Annotated in this window: 15 protein-coding genes; 6 read left to right on the forward strand and 9 right to left on the reverse strand. The window is 68.7% G+C overall.

From position 1 onward, the window contains the following. Position 1 precedes the first annotated feature (1 nt). Genes H4W30_RS05280 through H4W30_RS05290 form a run of 3 tightly spaced genes read right to left on the reverse strand, consistent with a single transcriptional unit; the run spans position 2 to position 4,447 of the window. Positions 2-292 carry a hypothetical protein gene (locus H4W30_RS05280; protein ID WP_125684924.1) on the reverse strand — a complete coding sequence of 97 codons (291 nt, stop codon included), beginning with the start codon at positions 290-292 and terminating at the stop codon, positions 2-4. Further along, positions 289-3,684: a TM0106 family RecB-like putative nuclease gene (locus H4W30_RS05285; protein ID WP_192741742.1), complete on the reverse strand. Its 3,396-nt coding sequence runs from the start codon at positions 3,682-3,684 to the stop codon at positions 289-291. Before H4W30_RS05285 ends, H4W30_RS05280 begins: the two co-directional genes overlap by 4 nt. Positions 3,685-3,736: 52 nt before the next feature. Then, positions 3,737-4,447, reverse strand: a complete 711-nt coding sequence (locus H4W30_RS05290; protein ID WP_192741743.1) for a GntR family transcriptional regulator — start codon at positions 4,445-4,447, stop codon at positions 3,737-3,739. A gap of 122 nt (positions 4,448-4,569) precedes the next feature. On the opposite strand from H4W30_RS05290, the gene H4W30_RS05295 reads away from it, so the two are divergent. The 3 genes from H4W30_RS05295 (at position 4,570) to H4W30_RS05305 (ending at position 6,649) form a co-directional block, all read left to right on the forward strand. Next, complete coding sequence (locus tag H4W30_RS05295; protein ID WP_192741744.1) at positions 4,570-5,484, forward strand: glycoside hydrolase family 16 protein; 915 nt, start codon at positions 4,570-4,572, stop codon at positions 5,482-5,484. A gap of 9 nt (positions 5,485-5,493) precedes the next feature. After that, positions 5,494-6,357 carry a sigma-70 family RNA polymerase sigma factor gene (locus H4W30_RS05300; protein ID WP_192741745.1) on the forward strand — a complete coding sequence of 288 codons (864 nt, stop codon included), beginning with the start codon at positions 5,494-5,496 and terminating at the stop codon, positions 6,355-6,357. Between the two features lie 121 nt (positions 6,358-6,478). Next, positions 6,479-6,649 carry a hypothetical protein gene (locus tag H4W30_RS05305; RefSeq protein ID WP_192741746.1) on the forward strand — a complete coding sequence of 57 codons (171 nt, stop codon included), beginning with the start codon at positions 6,479-6,481 and terminating at the stop codon, positions 6,647-6,649. A gap of 52 nt (positions 6,650-6,701) precedes the next feature. On the opposite strand, the gene H4W30_RS05310 is transcribed toward H4W30_RS05305, so the two are convergent. The 3 genes from H4W30_RS05310 to H4W30_RS05320 form a co-directional block, all read right to left on the reverse strand. After that, positions 6,702-7,946, reverse strand: coding sequence for an HNH endonuclease signature motif containing protein (locus H4W30_RS05310; protein WP_192741747.1), 1,245 nt, complete (start codon positions 7,944-7,946; stop codon positions 6,702-6,704). Between the two features lie 139 nt (positions 7,947-8,085). Continuing rightward, positions 8,086-8,403: a hypothetical protein gene (locus H4W30_RS05315; protein ID WP_225948775.1), complete on the reverse strand. Its 318-nt coding sequence runs from the start codon at positions 8,401-8,403 to the stop codon at positions 8,086-8,088. A gap of 430 nt (positions 8,404-8,833) precedes the next feature. Further along, positions 8,834-9,310 carry a GNAT family N-acetyltransferase gene (locus H4W30_RS05320; RefSeq protein WP_192741748.1) on the reverse strand — a complete coding sequence of 159 codons (477 nt, stop codon included), beginning with the start codon at positions 9,308-9,310 and terminating at the stop codon, positions 8,834-8,836. Positions 9,311-9,408: 98 nt separating this feature from the next. Between H4W30_RS05320 and H4W30_RS05325 the strand changes: the two genes are divergently transcribed. Both H4W30_RS05325 and H4W30_RS05330 read left to right on the forward strand, forming a co-directional pair. After that, complete coding sequence (locus tag H4W30_RS05325; RefSeq protein WP_192741749.1) at positions 9,409-10,185, forward strand: cyclase family protein; 777 nt, start codon at positions 9,409-9,411, stop codon at positions 10,183-10,185. Continuing rightward, positions 10,182-11,789 carry a thiamine pyrophosphate-binding protein gene (locus H4W30_RS05330; RefSeq protein WP_192741750.1) on the forward strand — a complete coding sequence of 536 codons (1,608 nt, stop codon included), beginning with the start codon at positions 10,182-10,184 and terminating at the stop codon, positions 11,787-11,789. The genes H4W30_RS05325 and H4W30_RS05330 overlap by 4 nt, the downstream gene beginning before the upstream one ends. A gap of 5 nt (positions 11,790-11,794) precedes the next feature. Here the strand turns inward: H4W30_RS05330 and H4W30_RS05335 are convergent, their stop codons facing one another. From H4W30_RS05335 to H4W30_RS05345, 3 genes are read right to left on the reverse strand one after another with little or no spacing between them, the layout of a single operon-like run. Beyond that, on the reverse strand, positions 11,795-13,057 hold the full coding sequence (locus H4W30_RS05335) for a class I SAM-dependent methyltransferase (RefSeq protein ID WP_192741751.1): 1,263 nt from the start codon (positions 13,055-13,057) through the stop codon (positions 11,795-11,797). A 26-nt stretch (positions 13,058-13,083) separates the two neighbouring features. Beyond that, the gene (locus tag H4W30_RS05340; protein ID WP_192741752.1) at positions 13,084-14,466 is read right to left on the reverse strand and encodes an FAD-binding oxidoreductase; all 1,383 of its coding nucleotides are present in this window, start codon (positions 14,464-14,466) and stop codon (positions 13,084-13,086) included. Positions 14,467-14,504: 38 nt separating this feature from the next. Further along, positions 14,505-15,713, reverse strand: coding sequence for an SGNH/GDSL hydrolase family protein (locus tag H4W30_RS05345; protein ID WP_192741753.1), 1,209 nt, complete (start codon positions 15,711-15,713; stop codon positions 14,505-14,507). Positions 15,714-15,826: 113 nt separating this feature from the next. On the opposite strand from H4W30_RS05345, the gene H4W30_RS05350 reads away from it, so the two are divergent. Then, the gene (locus H4W30_RS05350; protein ID WP_192741754.1) at positions 15,827-16,198 is read left to right on the forward strand and encodes an MmcQ/YjbR family DNA-binding protein; all 372 of its coding nucleotides are present in this window, start codon (positions 15,827-15,829) and stop codon (positions 16,196-16,198) included. Positions 16,199-16,310 lie beyond the last annotated feature (112 nt).

The following is a 16,310-nucleotide window of genomic DNA, read 5'->3' on the forward strand; positions in this document are numbered from 1 at the left end:
CTCACTGCTCCCGCATCGCGCGGCGGATTTCGGCCAGCTTGTCCTTGGCGGCCTTGTCCCGGTCGGCGATCTTCTTGTCCAGCGACGCGACGTCTTCCTTGCCGCCGAGGCCGGCGAGCTCGGTCGAGCCCAGCGACGTCGTGTAGCGCTGCTCGATGCGGTCCCGCACGTGGTCGAACGAGGGCACGCCGCCCTCGCTGTAATCCGGCTCCGGGACCTCGACGGGCGCGGTCGGGGTCTCTTCGACGATCTCGGCGTCGAGGATTTCCTTGTCCGGTTTGTTCTCGGTCATCGTCCACTCCGTCCTGCGTGCCACGGCACGGCTTCGGTCATCAACCCGAGCATGCCCGAAACCAGCCGCATCTGGTCGACCGTACGGATGTCGGCTTCGACCAGCCGCGGCGAGCAGACCACGATCGCGAGCGCCTGCGCCCGCGAGAGCGCCACGTTGAGCCGGTTGCGGGAGAGCAGGAAGTCCAGGCCACGCGGCAGATCGACCGCCGAGGACGAGGTCATCGTGGTGATCACCACCGGCGCCTCCTGCCCCTGGAACCGGTCCACGGTGCCCACCCGGACGCCGGGGTGACCGGCCTGGTCCAGCGCGCGGGCCACGACCCTGGCCTGCAGGTTGTACGGCGCCACGACCAGGATGTCCTCGTCGCCGAGCGGCCGGGGCTCGCCGTGATCGGTCCAGGCGCGGTCGTGGAGTTCGGCGACGAGGGCGGTGACGGCCTCGGCCTCCTCGACCGATCGTGTCGTGTTGCCGTGGTGGTCGACCTCGGCGAGGTACAGGCCCGCCTCGACGCCGTCGATCGCCCGCTCGGCGGCCGAGGGATGCGAGTGCAGGCGGCCCGCGTAGGACAGCCGCGACACGGGCTTGCAGACGGCCGGATGCATCCGGCGGGTCTCGTCGAGGAAGTACCCGAGCTCACCCGGGATGATGTCGGCCTCGCCGATCAGGTGCCCGAGCGCGGAAGCTTCGGCGCCCGCGGGATGCGTCCCCTGGACGACCTGCGGCAACTGCTGCGGATCGCCCAGCAGCAGGAGATTCTTGGCGCACATCGACACCGCGAGCGCGTCGGCGAGGGCGAACTGGCCCGCCTCGTCGATGATCAGCAGGTCGAAGGGCTCTTCCCGGATCGCGGCGTTCGCGAACGTCCAGGCCGTTCCGCCGACCAGATGGCCGGTGCCGTGCTCTTCGCGCCATTTCACCAGTGCCGGGTTGGTCTTCGGCTGCTCCCACGGCGCCGCCGGATCCGGGGTGCGCTTGGCGCGTTTGGCGCACGGCAGGTCGGGCGCGTTCTTGAGCGCGGCGGACAGCACGTTCTCCACGGCCTTGTGGCTGGTCGAGGTGACGGCGATCGTCTTGCCCGCGCGCACGAGTTTCGCGATCAGCCTGCCCGCCAGGTAGGTCTTGCCCGCGCCGGGCGGGCCCTGCACGGCGAGCGTGGAGCCGTCGAGCGCCTCGACGGCCTCGATCACCGTGCTCACCAGGTCCGAGCCGGGCTCGGGCAGGTTGCGGTCGTCGCGCAGCCGCGGCGTCGAGCGCCGGAGCAGGTCGACGCCGGGATGCGCGGGCAGCACCGGCAGCGTGTCGACGACGAGACGGGCGAGATCCGCGACCGCGTCGTCCTTCGGGGAGGGCCGGACCGGGCTCCCGGGCAGCACCGCGACCGGCCGGTCGGCGGTGGTCTCGTCGGGCGGGCAGCTCTCTTCCAGCGTCAGCTCGACGGCGGTGGCCGAGACGACCTTCGCGTCCCGCGCGGCCGCCCCGTACCGCAGGCGGACGTCGTCGCCGGGGGCGAAGGGATGCGGCCGGTCCGGGTCGCAGCGGAGCACGAGCGAGCGCTTCGCCTTCCGGACCCGGCCCGAAGGCGGCACCCATTCCCCGGCTTCCAGCGAGATCGGGACGGTGCAGGCGTTGTCGGTCTCCAGATCGCCGAGCGGGGCGGCGAGCTGGCGGAAGTACTCCCACCACGCGGGGTTCGTCTCGCGACGGTGGTAGCCGACGGACGCGGCCAGCAGCGCGCGGGCACGATCCTCGCCGGTGAACTCTGCGGGGTCGTCGGGCACCCCGTCCAGCAGCGGGTCGACCAGCGCGGCCAGCTGTGCGGCGCGTTCGGCACGTTTCTGGGCGGCGACGTCCTCTTCGGTCTGGCGGAGCAGAGTGTCCACATCGGACTCTTCGGGCGGCTCGGCGAGCGCGATCCCTTCCTCCACACGGACTTTATGGAGGAATTCGAAAAGCCGCAGCGTGGAGACGCAGTCGTATTCGTTGTAGTCGCTGATCCCGCGCAGCACCTCGTCCGCGTGCTCGGTCTCGCCGGAGGCCGTGAGCGTCAGGTACTCCTCGTAGGCCTCGATGCTCGAAACCGCCGTCTTGACGTCGCCGTCGCGGGCTTCGGGCATGTAGAGCGGTTCGAGGTACTTGATCGAATACGACCGCTGCGAGACCCGGAGTGCCTTGCGCACCACGGAATACAGGTCCACCAGGCCGCCGCTGCGCAGCAGGTGGTCGACGGCGTCCTCGCGGGTCCCGTGCACGGCGGCGAGCCGCTTGATCGCTGTCACCTCGTACGGGGCGTAGTGGTAGACGTGCGAGCCGGGATGCTCGGCGAGCCTCGCGGTGGCGAAGTCGACGAACTCCTCGAAGGCCCGCTTCTCCTGCGACCGGTTGTGCGCCCAGAACGGCGTGAACTTCGTGCCCTCTTCGGCGGTCACCGCGCCGAAGAGGTATTCGAGCCCTTCGCCCGCCAAGGCGTACGGGTCGCCTTCCATGTCGAAGAAGACGTCGCCGGGGGCGGGCGGCGGGAGCTCGGCCAGCGCGTCCGGATCGATGACCTCGTAGGCGATCTGCCCGGTGTCGTCCTGCCGGACCTGGATCGCGGCCTGGGCGCGCAGCGTGGTGAACGACGTCGCCGAGATGTCGCGCGGCCGGTCTTCGGGTGTGGCGGCCGCGAGCGCGTCGATGGTGCCGAGGCCCGCGGCGACGAGTTTGCGCCGCTGGTCACCGCGCATCCCCGCGACCAGCGAAAGGTCGCGGTCGGCTTCGCGGGCGCTCGCGCAGTGCGCGGCGTACGGGCAGCCGCCGCACGCGGGCCGTTCGTCGGCCCACAGCTGCACGGGCAGGGTCGGCGGCCGGTTCTCGAGCCGGGCGCGGAGCCGGTCCACCAGCGGAAGGAAGTCGTCGACGCGGAACGAACGCGTGCTGTGATCGCCCAGCAGCAGATGCATCCGCGGGCCGGCGGGCCAGCCTGCCCGGCGCAGCGCGTCGGCGTACGCGGTCAGCTGGACGACCGCGGCGGGCTTAGCGTGCCTGGCCAGCTTCGTGTCGTAGACCTCGTAGCGGCCTTCGTCGTCCCGCATCAGGAAGTCGGCGCGGCCGGAGAACTCACCATCGTGGAAGACCGCCTGGTAGATCACCGGCGCACCCGCCCGTAGCGCCTCTTCGGTGGCCTTCGCGGCGACGACCGGGTCGCGTTCGTCGATCTCGACGACGGCGCTCCGCTCGCCGCGCAGCTTGTCCAGCGTCGCGGCCTCGTGCGCGCGCCCGTGCGTGACCGCCAGCTGATCCGGCTCGGAGCCCGGCCGCGGCGCTCCCGGGAGGCCGGCGGCCAGCGCCTGGTTCAGGAGGCTGCGGTGCTCGCATTCGAGCAGGTCGGCGAGATCGGACGGGGTGTACATCGCCCGGGAGTCTCGCACGGACTCCCGGATGGACGGTCCCGGCGCGCCGGAGTCAGCCGGAGGTGTGGTCGAACTTCAGATGCGAGGTGATCCGGTAGCGGTCGCCCCGGTAAATGGAGCGGGTGTACTCGATCACGCGGCCGCCCGCGTCGCGCGTGGTGCGCTCGAACAGCAGCGCGGGGGAGTGCAGCGGCACGCCGAGCAGCCCGGATTCGTCGGCGTCGGTGACCGTCGGCTCGATGATCTGCACGGCCGTCGCGGGAACGACCTCGTACCGTGAACGGAGCAGCTCGTAAAACGAGCCGGACTCGAAGCCCGCGGCCGTGATGTCCGGCACGATGTCCCGGGGGACCAGGATCCGTTCGATCGCCATCGGCGCCTCTTCGACGACGCGGACGCGGGTGACGGCGACCAGTGTGTGACCGGGCGAGACCTCGAGCCGCTTGCCGAGCCGGGCGCCTGCCGGAGTGGTGGCGAACTCGATCACCCTGCTGGTCCAGTGGCCCTCGGCAGGCGGAGCGAACTGCTCGCCACCGGTGGCGGGAACGAGGTCCTGGGAGATCTTGCGCGGAGCGGTGAAGGTGCCGCGGCCGTGCTCGCGCACCACGAGACCGTCGCGCTCCAGCTCGTCGATCGCGGCCCGCAGGGTGGGACGCGAGACGCCGATCTCACTGCTCAGCGCACGCTCCGACGGCAGGACCTCGCCCGGCTGACGCCGCTCGATGAGCTGGCGTAGCCGGTCCTTGACCTCTGTTCGCCGCATGACCACAGCCTACCCAGTGGGCGGCGTGAATTGGCTGGTGGACAAGTTGTCTAGACCTATTGACTTTACCACTTCACCGGGTGACGGTGGAAAGAAACTGACCAGTGGTAAAGGAGACGACGATGTCGAACACAGGGAAGTTCCGCGCCGCCGCGGTCGCGGCCTTGTCGGTCACCGCACTGGCTCTGGCGCCGGGCGCCGCTTCGGGAACGGCCGGTTGCGGGGCGCTGTTCGACGACTTCCACTACGGCTCTCACACCGACGGGCTCCTCGCCCAGCACGGCTGGCAGGTGCGCTCCGGCGCCGGCGGCCCCGGCGTCGGCGGTGCGCGCTGGGCTCCGGAGGGCATCACCTTCCCCACGTCCGACGGGGACAAGGTGCTGCAACTCGCGTCGACGACTGACGGCACGCCCGCGGGCACGACACAGACCGAGATCATGCAACCCGACCGGCGGTTCTTCGAGGGGACCTACGCGGCGCGGATCCGCTTCTCCGACGCGCCGGTGTCGGGCCCGGACGGCGACCGGATCAACCAGACGTTCTTCACCATCAGCCCGCTCCGCTACGACAACGACCCGATCTACAGCGAGCTGGACTTCTCGGAGTACCTGCCCAACGGCGGCTGGGGCGAGGCGGGCCCGGTGAACTTCCAGACCAGCTGGCACACCTACACGCCGGATCCGTGGTACGCCGAGAACAAGAGCGACAGCCAGCGCCGCAGCATCGACGGCTGGCATTCCGTCGTCGCGACCGTGTCCGACGGCCATGTGCGGTACTACATCGACGGCGCGCTGGTGGCCGACCACGACCGGAGCGGACCGTTCGACGTGTACCCGCGACAGAACATGTCCCTGAACTTCAACCAGTGGTTCATCGACCTCACACAGCACAGCGGTGGCACGAGCACCTACCTCGAACAGGTCGACTGGGTCTACTACGCGAAGAACGAGGTCCTGACACCGCAGGCAGCCGCGGAACGGGCCGCGTCGTACCGGTCCTCGGGTGTGCGGTTCGCCGACGACCTCGGTGGCTGTTAGATATGAGCCGTGGATCGGCTGACTGAACGTTTCGAGGAACACCGGACCAGGCTGCGGGCGGTGGCGTACCGGATGCTGGGTTCGGTCAGCGAGGCCGAAGACGCCGTGCAGGAGACGTGGCTGCGGCTCGACCGCACCGACGCGGCGGAGATCGAGAACCTCGGCGGCTGGCTGACCACGGTGGTGGCGCGGGTGTGCCTGAACGTGCTGCGCTCGCGCGATCACCGGCGGGAAGAACCGCTCGACGACCGGCTCGCCGAATCGATCGACGTCTCGGCAGATCCCGCCGCCGACGCGGTGCTCGCCGACTCGGTCGGGCTGGCGATGCTGGTCGTCCTGGACACACTCGCGCCGGCCGAACGGCTCGCGTTCGTCCTGCACGACATGTTCGCGGTGCCATTCGACGAGATCGCCCCGCTGATCGACCGCACCCCGGCCGCCGCCCGGCAACTCGCGAGCCGCGCCCGGCGCCGCGTCCAGGGCCGTTCCGTCGCGACGGAACCGGACGTCGCGCGACGGCGCCAAGTCGTCGACGCCTACCTGACCGCCGCCCGCGGCGGCGACTTCGCGGCGCTCCTCGAACTCCTGCACCCCGACGTCGTCCTCCGCGCCGACAAGGCGGCAGGCCCCTCGCGCGAGCCGATCTTCCTGCGGGGCGCCAATGTGGTGGCTCGTGGTGCGGCGGCTGCGTCGGTGCGGGCGGCGGTCACTCAGCTCGCGCTGGTGAACGGCGGCATCGGCCTCGTGATGGCCGACGAGGGACGGCCTTCGGTGGTGCTCGCGTTCGCCTTCGTGGACGGGAAGATCAGCGAGATCGACGTCATCGCGGATCGGGAACGGTTGGTGGGGCTGGATCTGGTGATGGTGGACTGAGCCGGGGCGCGGTGAGCGTGATGACTTCGAGCGGACGCGTCGGTGGGCTGAGATCCGCGAATGCGGTCCAGCGCATTGCCAAGCACCGACACCGTCGCTGACGGAGTACCAAGGATCCGACGTGATCGACAGGCCGCCGCCGGCGATACAGCAGGAAGGCCGGAAGAGGATCATTGGCTCGCTCAGTACGAATGTTCCTATCCAGCTTCTGGCCATCTATCGCGACAACGCACATGACGGCCTGTCGACCTCGGGAAGCGGCTGGCGGGCCTGTCGGAGGACGTTCGACTGAACGTGGGCATGCCGAAGGGCCCGTCGCCGGTGGTGCGGCGGGCTCTTCGGTTTCAGCGGTGGTTGTGGCGGGGTGTTTGTAGCGGGTCGAGGTATTGGGGTGGGATGAATTCGGGTCGTCCGTTGGTGATTTGGACTTTCCAGCCGGATTGGCCGTGGATGACCATGTGGTGGTAGCGGCAGAGTAGGCAGAGGTTGTTCAGGTCGGTGTCGCCGAGTTGGCCCCACGGGAGAACATGGTGGGCCTCGCAGTGTTTGGGTTTGCGGTGGCAGCCGGGGAAGGCGCAGCCGTGGTCGCGGAGGTTCAGCGCTCGTCGTTGGGCGGGGGTGACGCTGCGGGTGGCGCGGCCGATGTCGAGGGGTTCGCTCTCGGAATCGAGGACCGCGGGGATGATTTTCGCGTCGCAGGCCAGCATCCGCGCGTGTCGTGCGGTGATCTGCGAAACCTCGTCCACGCAGGCCGCTCCGAGCCCGGAGGTCAGGGTTGCCAGAGGGATGGTGACGACGACGGTGGTGCGGTCTCCGGACAGGGTGGGCGCCTTGTCGTTGGTCATGGCGTAGTGGATGGCGTCGAAGAGCGCGTCACCGTGACGTTCGCCGGGGGTGCGCGGGTCGCGGTTGCCGTCCTCATCGATGGGTCTTCGTTGTCCCCAGGTGTCGAACAACGCGTTGACCCGGGCTCCGAATTCGGGGTCCAGCAGGCCGTTGAGCCGCCACCAGCCGTCGTCGCGTTTCCGGAGATGGACCTCGCGTGAGGGTGGTTTGAGGTCCTCGTCCTTCGGCTCGTTCCCATCGGGGTCCAGGTGTGCCAGGAGGTCGGCGCCGACGTTGGTGATCTCCTGGGGGCCGGCGTGGCGGGCCAGGTTCACCAGGATCTGTTCCGCGCCGGTCCGGTCCTCGGCGGAGACGTCGGCGGGGATTTTCTTCAGCACGGTGAGGATGGGGTCGAGTTGCTGGTGCCCGAGGTCGCCTTCCGCGGCGGCGGCTCCGGCGAGGGGTGCGAAGGCGGGTGCGGGGGTGCCGTCGAGGTTGCGGCTCTCGTTCACCGCCAGCGCGCGGGTCACGGTGTCGCTGGCTTCTTTCGGGGTGATGCGGGCGGTTTCGGCGAACCAGCCCGCTGTCGATCCGTGTCCGAAGAGTTCCATCGGGCCGCGCGATTCGATCTCGACCAGGTACTGTCCGACCTCCGCCAACGCCTGTCGTGCCACCGACAATCGCTCGACCACGCCGTGCGCGAGCTCGCGCGCACCGGCACGCCACAGCTCCTGTGGCGGTTCGAGGATGCGTTGGCTGGACACCCCGCAAGAATACCAGTAATCGAACATGCGTGCGAATATGAAGATTGTTTGAGAATTGATTTCTCGTTCTGGACATGGATGGCACGTGACAGTTGGCATCGCCAGAAGGTAGTTGGCACAGTTACTACCACTAAGGCGTTCAACCATCGAGACGATGGAGTGCGCTGTGGAGCGTGCGGCCGATCGTTCGTTGCAACCGCCGCAGGATCTTGATCGTCTGCTCGTCCGAGAAGCCTGTCGTGATCGACCAATCAAGGCCAGAGCCGAACACCTCGCTGGCGAACACCACTTCCGTAGCTGCCATCACTCGTCGCCAGTCCTGGGGGCTCAACGGCTCGCTGGCGGCTAGTGCTGCCCGAAGCCGACGCCCGTCCTTCAAAAGATCCGCCACGCTCTTGAAGCCCATCGCCACCGCGAGCGCTTCAGTGCAGCTCGCGGGGCCACCCCACACAGCCATTCCCTAACGCAGCACCTCGCGCTCGTCGCCTGCCAACTCCACTGACACCAACTCTTCACTGTGCACCGACGTATCATGGCCCGTGTCAAGCACCGAGCGTCGAGGCCGGCGACGAGGCTGCAACCCGCCAACAGGCAGCAACATACATAGCGAGATATGGCCCCAGCGGCCATAGAGGACGTTCACCCGGCCACCTGGCGCTCACGGTCACAGTCATCAGTCATCGTTCAACGGAGCGCGGTACCTCGGAGCTTGGTGTCAACTACCGCCTGTTTTGTACCAACCATCATCTGTCGATCGAAACGATCGCCAGGTCGCAACACGAACCCGATGTCGTCTGGCACCTGTTGTCACAGGCAATGGCGGGATCAGCTGGCTCAGGAGTGGCAGAAGTTTATTGAAAGAAACGGCGAATCGAATTGGCCTGCCCTCAAGGGTCAAGGCGCAGCACGGTTTCTTCGATCTCTGCACCCCTCGCGGACGCGTAGGCCGTCTCGGTGCCGATGACACTGAAGCCCGCCTTCTGCAGGACCCGAAGCGACCCGAGATTGTCGCTAGCGGTGCGCGCGTACAAAGGCCGGACCTCGACCATGTCCAAAAAGAGCGCGAGGGCTCGGCTGGCGATTCCCCGGCCCCAAACCGAACGGTCGATCCAGTAGGTGATCTCAGCGTCGCCCTCCACGAAGAACCTGCCGATGGTGCCGAGGAACCGGCCGTCGCCCGTCACCGCACGCACGATGAGATCCGGAGAAGTCCTCAGCCGCGCCATGTGCAGGTCGAACGCATCGCGATCGTCGGGGTCCCTGGCGATGAACGCGGCCATCCGGACCGACTCGGGGTCACGCATCAGCTCGAACAACCGGTCGAGGTCACGATCCTCGACCGGCCGCAGTGCCACCTCGACCATCGATCTCCTCCTCAGCGTGAGCGACGTCTCCGACGACCATCAAACCCGAAACCCGCCTAAGGTGACCCAGGACGCCGCAGTCACCCCGGGAGGCACGCATGTCGTTGTTGGCCCAGCTGAACACCGCGATCACCGCGGGCACGATCGAGGTCGTCGACCTCACCGCCCCGCTGAGCGCGAGCACCCCGATCCTCCAGTTGCCGGAGCCGTTCGCGAACACGATCCCGTTCGGCCTGGAGGAGATCAGCCGTTACGACGAACGCGGGCCGCGCTGGTACTGGAACAACATCCACACCGGCGAGCACACCGGCACCCACCTCGACGTTCCTGTGCACTGGGTGTCGGGAAAGGACGGCCACGACGTCTCCGAGGTGCCGCTGCGCACGCTGGTCGCCCCGGCTGTGGTGCTCGACGCGACAGCCCGCGCGGCCGAAGACCCGGACTTCCTGCTTTCCATAGAAGACATCCGTGAATGGGAGCGCGTGAACGGGCCGCTGCCCGACGGTGGCTGGCTGCTCTACCGCACTGGCTGGGACGCCCGTTCACACGACCAGAAGGCCTTCCTCAACAACGACGAGAACGGTCCGCATTCGCCGGGCGTCTCGGCGGAGTGCGCCCGCTGGCTCGCGGAGGAGGCGCCGATCACCGGGTTCGGGGTGGAGACCGTGGGCACCGACGCGGGGCAGGCGCTGGCACTCGAACCGGCCTTCCCCTGCCACGAACTCCTTCTGGGCGCGGGAAAGCACGGCCTGACCCAGTTGCGGAACCTCGCGAGCCTGCCGCCCACCGGATCGCTGCTGGTGGTCAGCCCGCTTCCGATCGTCGGCGGTTCCGGCAGCCCCGCCAGGGTGTACGCGCTGGTCGAACGGGCATGAACGTCGCGGAGCTGGTCGGCCGCACGCTGGCGGAACTCGGGGTGGGCGCGGCGTTCGGGGTGGTGGGCAGCGGCAATTTCGAGGCCACCAACGGATTACGCTCCGGTGGGGTGCGGTTCGTCGCGGCGCGGCACGAGGGCGGCGCGGCGAGTATGGCCGACGCGTTCGCGCGGATGAGCGGCCGCGTGTCGGTGCTGAGTGTCCATCAGGGTTGCGGGCTGACCAACGCGCTCACCGGGGTCACCGAGGCCGCCAAGAGCCGGACCCCGATGATCGTCCTGGCCGGCGACACCTCGGCGTCGTCCGTGCTGTCGAACTTCCGGGTGGACCAGGACGCGCTCGCGGCCGCCGTCGGCGCCGTGCCGGAGCGTGTACACAGCGCGCGCACCGCGGTCGCCGACTCCGTCCGCGCCTATCGGACGGCGGTGCAGCAGCGGCGGACCGTCCTGCTCAATCTGCCACTCGACGTCCAAGCCCAGGAAGCGCCCGAGGCGGTCGGAATCCCGAAGGTCCCCGGTCCGGCACCGATCCGGCCCGACGCCGAGGCGGTGGCGAAGCTGGCCGGCCTCCTCGTCGAAGCGCGGCGGCCGGTGTTCATCGCCGGTCGCGGTGCACGGGCGAGTGCCACACCCCTCAAGGCGCTCGCGGAAGTGTCCGGCGCGCTGCTGGCGACTTCGGCGGTGGCGCACGGCCTCTTCCACGGCGATCCCTTCTCGATCGGGATCGCGGGCGGTTTTTCGTCGCCGCGGGCGGCGGATCTCATCAAGGACGCCGACCTCGTGATCGGCTGGGGCTGCGCGCTGAACATGTGGACCACCCGGCACGGCACGTTGCTCGGCCCGGACGCGCGGCTGGTCCAGGTCGACGTCGAACAGGCGGCGCTCGGCGCACACCGGCCGATCGACCTCGGCGTCGTCGGCGACGTCACCAGCACGGCCGTGGACGTGCACGCCGAACTCGCAAAAGGCGGCCACCGCGCCCGGAGACAACCAACCGGCACGCGATGGAACGACGTGCCGTATAACGACCTATCCGGCGACGGGAGGATCGATCCGCGCACGCTCAGCCGCCGTCTCGACGAGATCCTGCCCGCCGAACGCGTCGTCTCGGTCGACTCCGGCAACTTCATGGGCTACCCGAGCGCGTACCTGTCCGTCCCCGACGAGAACGGCTTCTGCTTCACCCAGGCGTTCCAAAGTATCGGGCTCGGTCTCGGAACGGCGATCGGCGCGGCGCTGGCCCGCCCGGACAGGCTGCCGGTGCTCGGAGTCGGTGACGGCGGCTTCCACATGGCCGTCTCCGAGCTGGAAACCGCCGTGCGGCTCCAAATCCCGCTCGTCGTCATCGTGTACAACGACGCGGCGTACGGCGCCGAGATCCACCATTTCGGCGACGCGGACATGACCACGGTCCGGTTCCCCGACACCGATATCGCGGCGATCGGCCGCGGTTTCGGCTGCGCCGGGATCACCGTGCGGTCGGTCGAAGACCTGGCAGCGGTCAAGGAATGGCTCAACGGACCAAAGGACGCACCGCTCGTCGTCGACGCCAAGATCGCCGACGACGGCGGCTCGTGGTGGCTCGCCGAGGCCTTCCGGCATTGAGTCCGCTAAACGCCCCAGTCCGGCCGCAGCGGCATGCCCGAGTCGCCGTCCGGACCGACCTTCACCCCGAGCACCTGGTGCAGTTCGATTTCCCGCCGCTCGAAGGCGAGGCGGCAAGCGGCCATGTACAGCGCCCAGACGCGGCTCCGCCCGGCGCCCGCTTCGGCGACGGCCGCGTCCCAGTTCGCGTCGAGGTTGGCACACCACGCGCCGAGGGTGGTGGCGTAGTGCTCGCGGAGGTTCTCCGAATGCCGCACCTCGAGCCCGCTGTCGTGCATCGCGGTGGTGATCTCCCCGACCGCCTCCAGTTCGCCGTCGGGGAAGACGTACCGGTCGATGAACCCGCGCGACCGGTGCGCGACGGAGGTGTCCGGGTTGGTGATGCAGTGGTTCAGCAACCGCCCGTGCGGCTTCAGTTTCCCGGCGAGGAAACGGAAGTACGACGGGAGATTGCGGGCGCCGATATGCTCGGTGAGCCCGATCGACGACACCGCGTCGAAACCCGTTTCGGTGACGTCGCGATAGTCGAGATGCCGTACTTCGGCCTTGTCCGCGAGCCCCTTGGTCACGATGTCCTTCTGCGCCCATTGCGCCTGCTCGCGCGAAAGGGTGACGCCCAGCGCCTCGACGCCGTAGTTCGCGACGGCGTGCTCGACCATCCCGCCCCAGCCGCAGCCGACGTCCAGTAGCCGCATCCCCGGCCGGAGGCCGAGTTTCCGGCACACCAGGTCGAATTTGTGCGCCTGCGCCTCTTCCAGCGAGGCGTCGGCAGACGGATACGCGGCGCAGGTGTAGGCCATCGACGGCCCGAGCACCAGTTCGTAGAACCGGTTCGAGACGTCGTAGTGGTTGGAGATCGCGCTGCTGTCCCGCGCTTTCGAGTGCCGCAGCCCGTCGACGGTGCGCTTGAGGCGGCTCGGCAGTTCTTCGGCGGGCGGGGCGACGCGGCGCAGATGCGTGGGGCCGAGTTTGCGCAGCAGCCACAACCGGTCGGCGGCGCTGAGCTGGTCGACCTGGGAAACGAGCGCGCGCAACGCCGTGTAGAGGTCGCCGTCGACATCGATGGCGCCGGCGACGTAGGCACGCGCGAGCCCGAGGTCGCCTGGCGACGACATCAGGTACGTCAACGCCAGCGGCGACCGCACTTGGATCGACACGGGTGTGCCGGCGGGCCCGCTCGTGCTGCCGTCGTAGGCGGTGATGGACACTTCGGTGCTCGGGCCGAGCAACCGCTCGAAGATCTCGCCGACGGTCGTCGTCTCAGCCATGGTCGTCTCTCTTCTTCCGGCCCGGGTCACCGCCGCCGCACGCATTTCGCGTACAGGTCGAGCAGGCGGCCGTCGGGGTCGTAGGCCGTCTTCAGTTTCCGGTAGGCGTCGCCGTTGTACAGCCGCCAGAACTCGTCTTCGGTATAGAAACTGTCGGAATACAGCGACTTCCGCCCGCCGAGCCGGGTCACTTCGGCCTCGATCAGCCGATTGTGCGTATCCGGAGCCTCGCCGGGGTCCAGCGGGACCGCGGACCAGAACCCGAAGTTGACGTACAGCGTTTCCGGGTCCAGTTCGTACAGCGGGGAGTTCACGCCGCCCGGCCGCTGCTTCAGCGGGCAGATCCACACCGGGCTGATCGGGATCTCGCGGCGGAAGAAGTCCAGGAACTCCGCGGCCCGCGACAGCGGCACTTCGATGTCCTGGACGATGGTCTCTTCCGGGGGAAGCCCGCGCAGTTTGAGCAGTTTCGCGGCGATCCCGAACCGGCGGTCGAGCGCCACGACCTTCCAATAGACCGACGACCGCAGCAGCCGCCTGCCCAGCAACAGCCGGGGGAGCCGGTGCTGCACGCCGAATGCCCGCGAGCACCAGAACCAGTCCGTGTCCCAGCGCCACAGGTAGTCACGGACGCTCAGATGGTCGGTCTCGCGGGAGCGGATCGACTTGTAGTAGATGTCGAGCCAGGTGTAATCGCTGGTCGCGGGCGCCGAGGTGGTGAACGTGCCCAGGGTCAGGTACTGCTCGCCCGGCCCGAAGACCGTGCCGTCCACGAAGTCGGCCGATCCGTCACGGCATGCCTCGCCGAGCGCTGCGAAGTACTCCTCGGTGTTCTCGTACCGGACGTGGTGGAGCCGCACATACGGTTTGACCGGCTCCAGTTCGATCTTCAGCCGCAGCGCGTAGCCGAGCGTCCCGTACGAGTTCGGGAAGCCGTGGAACAGGTCGCTGTGCTCGTTGTCGGGCCGCGCGACGACGATCCTGCCGTCGCCGGTGAGCAGCTCCATCTCCAGCACCGACTCGTGCACGAGCCCGTTGCGGAACGACGACGACTCGATGCCGAGACCGGTGACCGCGCCGCCGAGCGTGATCGTCTTGAGCTGGGGCACGACCAGCGGCATCAGCCCGTGGGGGAGGGTCGCGTCCACGAGTTGCTCGTAGGTGACCATGCCTTCGACGTCGGCCGTGCGTGCCAGCGGATCGACGTCGAGGACATGCGTGAATCCCGAGACGTCCAGCCCCGGTGTGGTGGTCGCCGTCCGCGCCCGGAACAGGTTCGACGTCCGTTTCGCCAGCCGGATCGTTCCGTGGAGATCCGCGAGCTGGGCGCGGAGCGTTTCGGCGCGCGCTTCGTGTTCGGCGAACCGGACCAGCCGCGCCGTCTCCCGGATACCGCTGTCGCTCGCCATCGGTTCATCGTGCCCCACGGAACCGCCTGGCGCAGCCCTTATTCGTGCCGGAGGCGGTGCAGCGGGACGGCGTCCGCCATGGCGGTGAAGCCCTTGTCACCGGGATGGAGGTGATCGCCGGAGTCGTACTCGGGTTTCATCCGCTGCGGGTCGGCGGGATCGCGGATCGCCGCGTCGAAGTCGATGTGGCCGTCGAAGATCCTGCTGGTCCGGATGAACCGGTTCACCGCCTGCCTGGTCTCTTCGAGTTGCGGCGTGTACGAACCCCAGCCCTTCCACGGCGTGATCGTCGCGCCCAGCACCCGCAGCCCGCGGTCGTGCGCCCTGGTGGCGATCTGTTTCAGCGCCGAGATGATCTTGTTCGGATCGGCTTGGTGCGGGGTCTGCTGGATGTCGTTGATGCCTTCGAACACGATCGCGGTCCGCACGCCGGACTGGTTCAGGACGTCCCGGTCGAGCCTGGCGAGCGCGTTGACCCCGTAGTTGCCACCGTCGAGCAACAGCCGGTTCCCGCTGATCCCGGCGTTGAGCACGCCGAGCCGCGCGCTGATCTTGTCGGCGAGCTGATCGGGCCAGCGCAGGTTCGCGCCCCAGGTCGAATACGCCCCGTCGGTGATCGAATCGCCGATCGCCACGACACTGCCCCGCAACCCGGCGCCGCGGACGTCCACTCCGGACACGTAGTGCCAGACCGCGGTCTTCTCCGGGAACGCGGCCGCCGACTCGTCGGCCGCCTTGTCGCCGTTCCGGGTGAAGTACGAGTTCTGCATCGCCAGCGGGTGGTAGGTGACCGGACCCGACGGCTCCGGGGTGTACGTGGTCACCAGGAGGTCGCCGTCCCTCGGCACGGTCAGCGCCGCGCCGTCGCTGACGACGTCGGCACCGGGCGGCACGGTGACCTCGCGATCCCCGCCGAAGGTCAGCGTGCGCATCGTGCCGGGCACGGCCTGCGGGGTGTCCGGGCCCGCGGCGACCGCGACGGTCACCCGCCCGAACAGCACCGGTGTCCGGCCGAAGGCGTTGGACAGGCGCACGCGGACCTCGCGCCCGCCGGCGCTGGTGTGCACGATGTTGCGGATCGAGAAGTTCGGATACCCGTTGTCGGTGCCGGCCACCCCGGCCGCGGGCGCCGCCGCCCAGGTGCCCACCCAGCCGCTGGTGGCCGTGCCCTCCACCTGGGCCGTCGCGGCGCCCGGCACCAGGCCCAGCGCCAGGATTCCCGCGATGGCGAGATACTTCACGCGCATGTCGGTTCGCCTCCACCCAGTCGGCTCCACTCATCGTCAATGAATCACCGACGGCCGGTCAACGACCCGGACAGGACAGGTTTCTGTCGGTGGGCGCGGTTAGCCTGAACGCCATGAAACCTGCCGCGCTCGCGAAGCTCTGCCTAGGCCTCCCCGGCGCCCGGGAGGAGTTCCCGTTCGGCGAGGACATCAACGTGTTCAAGGTCGCGGGCAAGGTCTTCGCGCTCGGTCCGCTGAAGGCGAAGCCGCTGCGGATCAGTCTCAAATGCGAGCCCGATCTGGCGGTCCGGCTGCGCGCCGAGCATCCGGCGATCATCCCGGGGTACCACCTGAACAAACGACATTGGAACACCGTCGAGCTGGACGGCTCGCTGACCGACGACTTCGTGCGGGAGATGATCGAGGACTCCTACGACCTCGTCGTCGCGGGCCTGCCGAAACGAGAACAGGAGAAACTGAACTGGGTGGCGCTCAGCCAGGAATGACCGTTCCGGGTTTCATCCGGATTTCATCCCGCCGTGCTCGCCCGGCCTCCTACCGTGGGCGGAGACGGGTGCCGCCCGCCGCACGATGACTCGCTCACCGGGACTTCCTAGG

This window comes from Amycolatopsis roodepoortensis, from assembly GCF_014873915.1.
Lineage (GTDB): Bacteria > Actinomycetota > Actinomycetes > Mycobacteriales > Pseudonocardiaceae > Amycolatopsis > Amycolatopsis roodepoortensis.

What these genes read in the sequence shown, in the direction of transcription:
- H4W30_RS05280 (WP_125684924.1), bottom strand. Translation starts at nt 292, where the DNA reads ATGACCGAGAACAAACCGGACAAGGAAATCCTCGACGCCGAGATCGTC.
- H4W30_RS05285 (WP_192741742.1), bottom strand. Translation starts at nt 3,684, where the DNA reads ATGTACACCCCGTCCGATCTCGCCGACCTGCTCGAATGCGAGCACCGC.
- H4W30_RS05290 (WP_192741743.1), bottom strand. Translation starts at nt 4,447, where the DNA reads ATGCGGCGAACAGAGGTCAAGGACCGGCTACGCCAGCTCATCGAGCGG.
- H4W30_RS05295 (WP_192741744.1), top strand. Translation starts at nt 4,570, where the DNA reads ATGTCGAACACAGGGAAGTTCCGCGCCGCCGCGGTCGCGGCCTTGTCG.
- H4W30_RS05315 (WP_225948775.1), bottom strand. Translation starts at nt 8,403, where the DNA reads ATGGCTGTGTGGGGTGGCCCCGCGAGCTGCACTGAAGCGCTCGCGGTG.
- H4W30_RS05320 (WP_192741748.1), bottom strand. Translation starts at nt 9,310, where the DNA reads ATGGTCGAGGTGGCACTGCGGCCGGTCGAGGATCGTGACCTCGACCGG.
- H4W30_RS05325 (WP_192741749.1), top strand. Translation starts at nt 9,409, where the DNA reads ATGTCGTTGTTGGCCCAGCTGAACACCGCGATCACCGCGGGCACGATC.
- H4W30_RS05330 (WP_192741750.1), top strand. Translation starts at nt 10,182, where the DNA reads ATGAACGTCGCGGAGCTGGTCGGCCGCACGCTGGCGGAACTCGGGGTG.
- H4W30_RS05335 (WP_192741751.1), bottom strand. Translation starts at nt 13,057, where the DNA reads ATGGCTGAGACGACGACCGTCGGCGAGATCTTCGAGCGGTTGCTCGGC.
- H4W30_RS05340 (WP_192741752.1), bottom strand. Translation starts at nt 14,466, where the DNA reads ATGGCGAGCGACAGCGGTATCCGGGAGACGGCGCGGCTGGTCCGGTTC.
- H4W30_RS05345 (WP_192741753.1), bottom strand. Translation starts at nt 15,713, where the DNA reads ATGCGCGTGAAGTATCTCGCCATCGCGGGAATCCTGGCGCTGGGCCTG.
- H4W30_RS05350 (WP_192741754.1), top strand. Translation starts at nt 15,827, where the DNA reads ATGAAACCTGCCGCGCTCGCGAAGCTCTGCCTAGGCCTCCCCGGCGCC.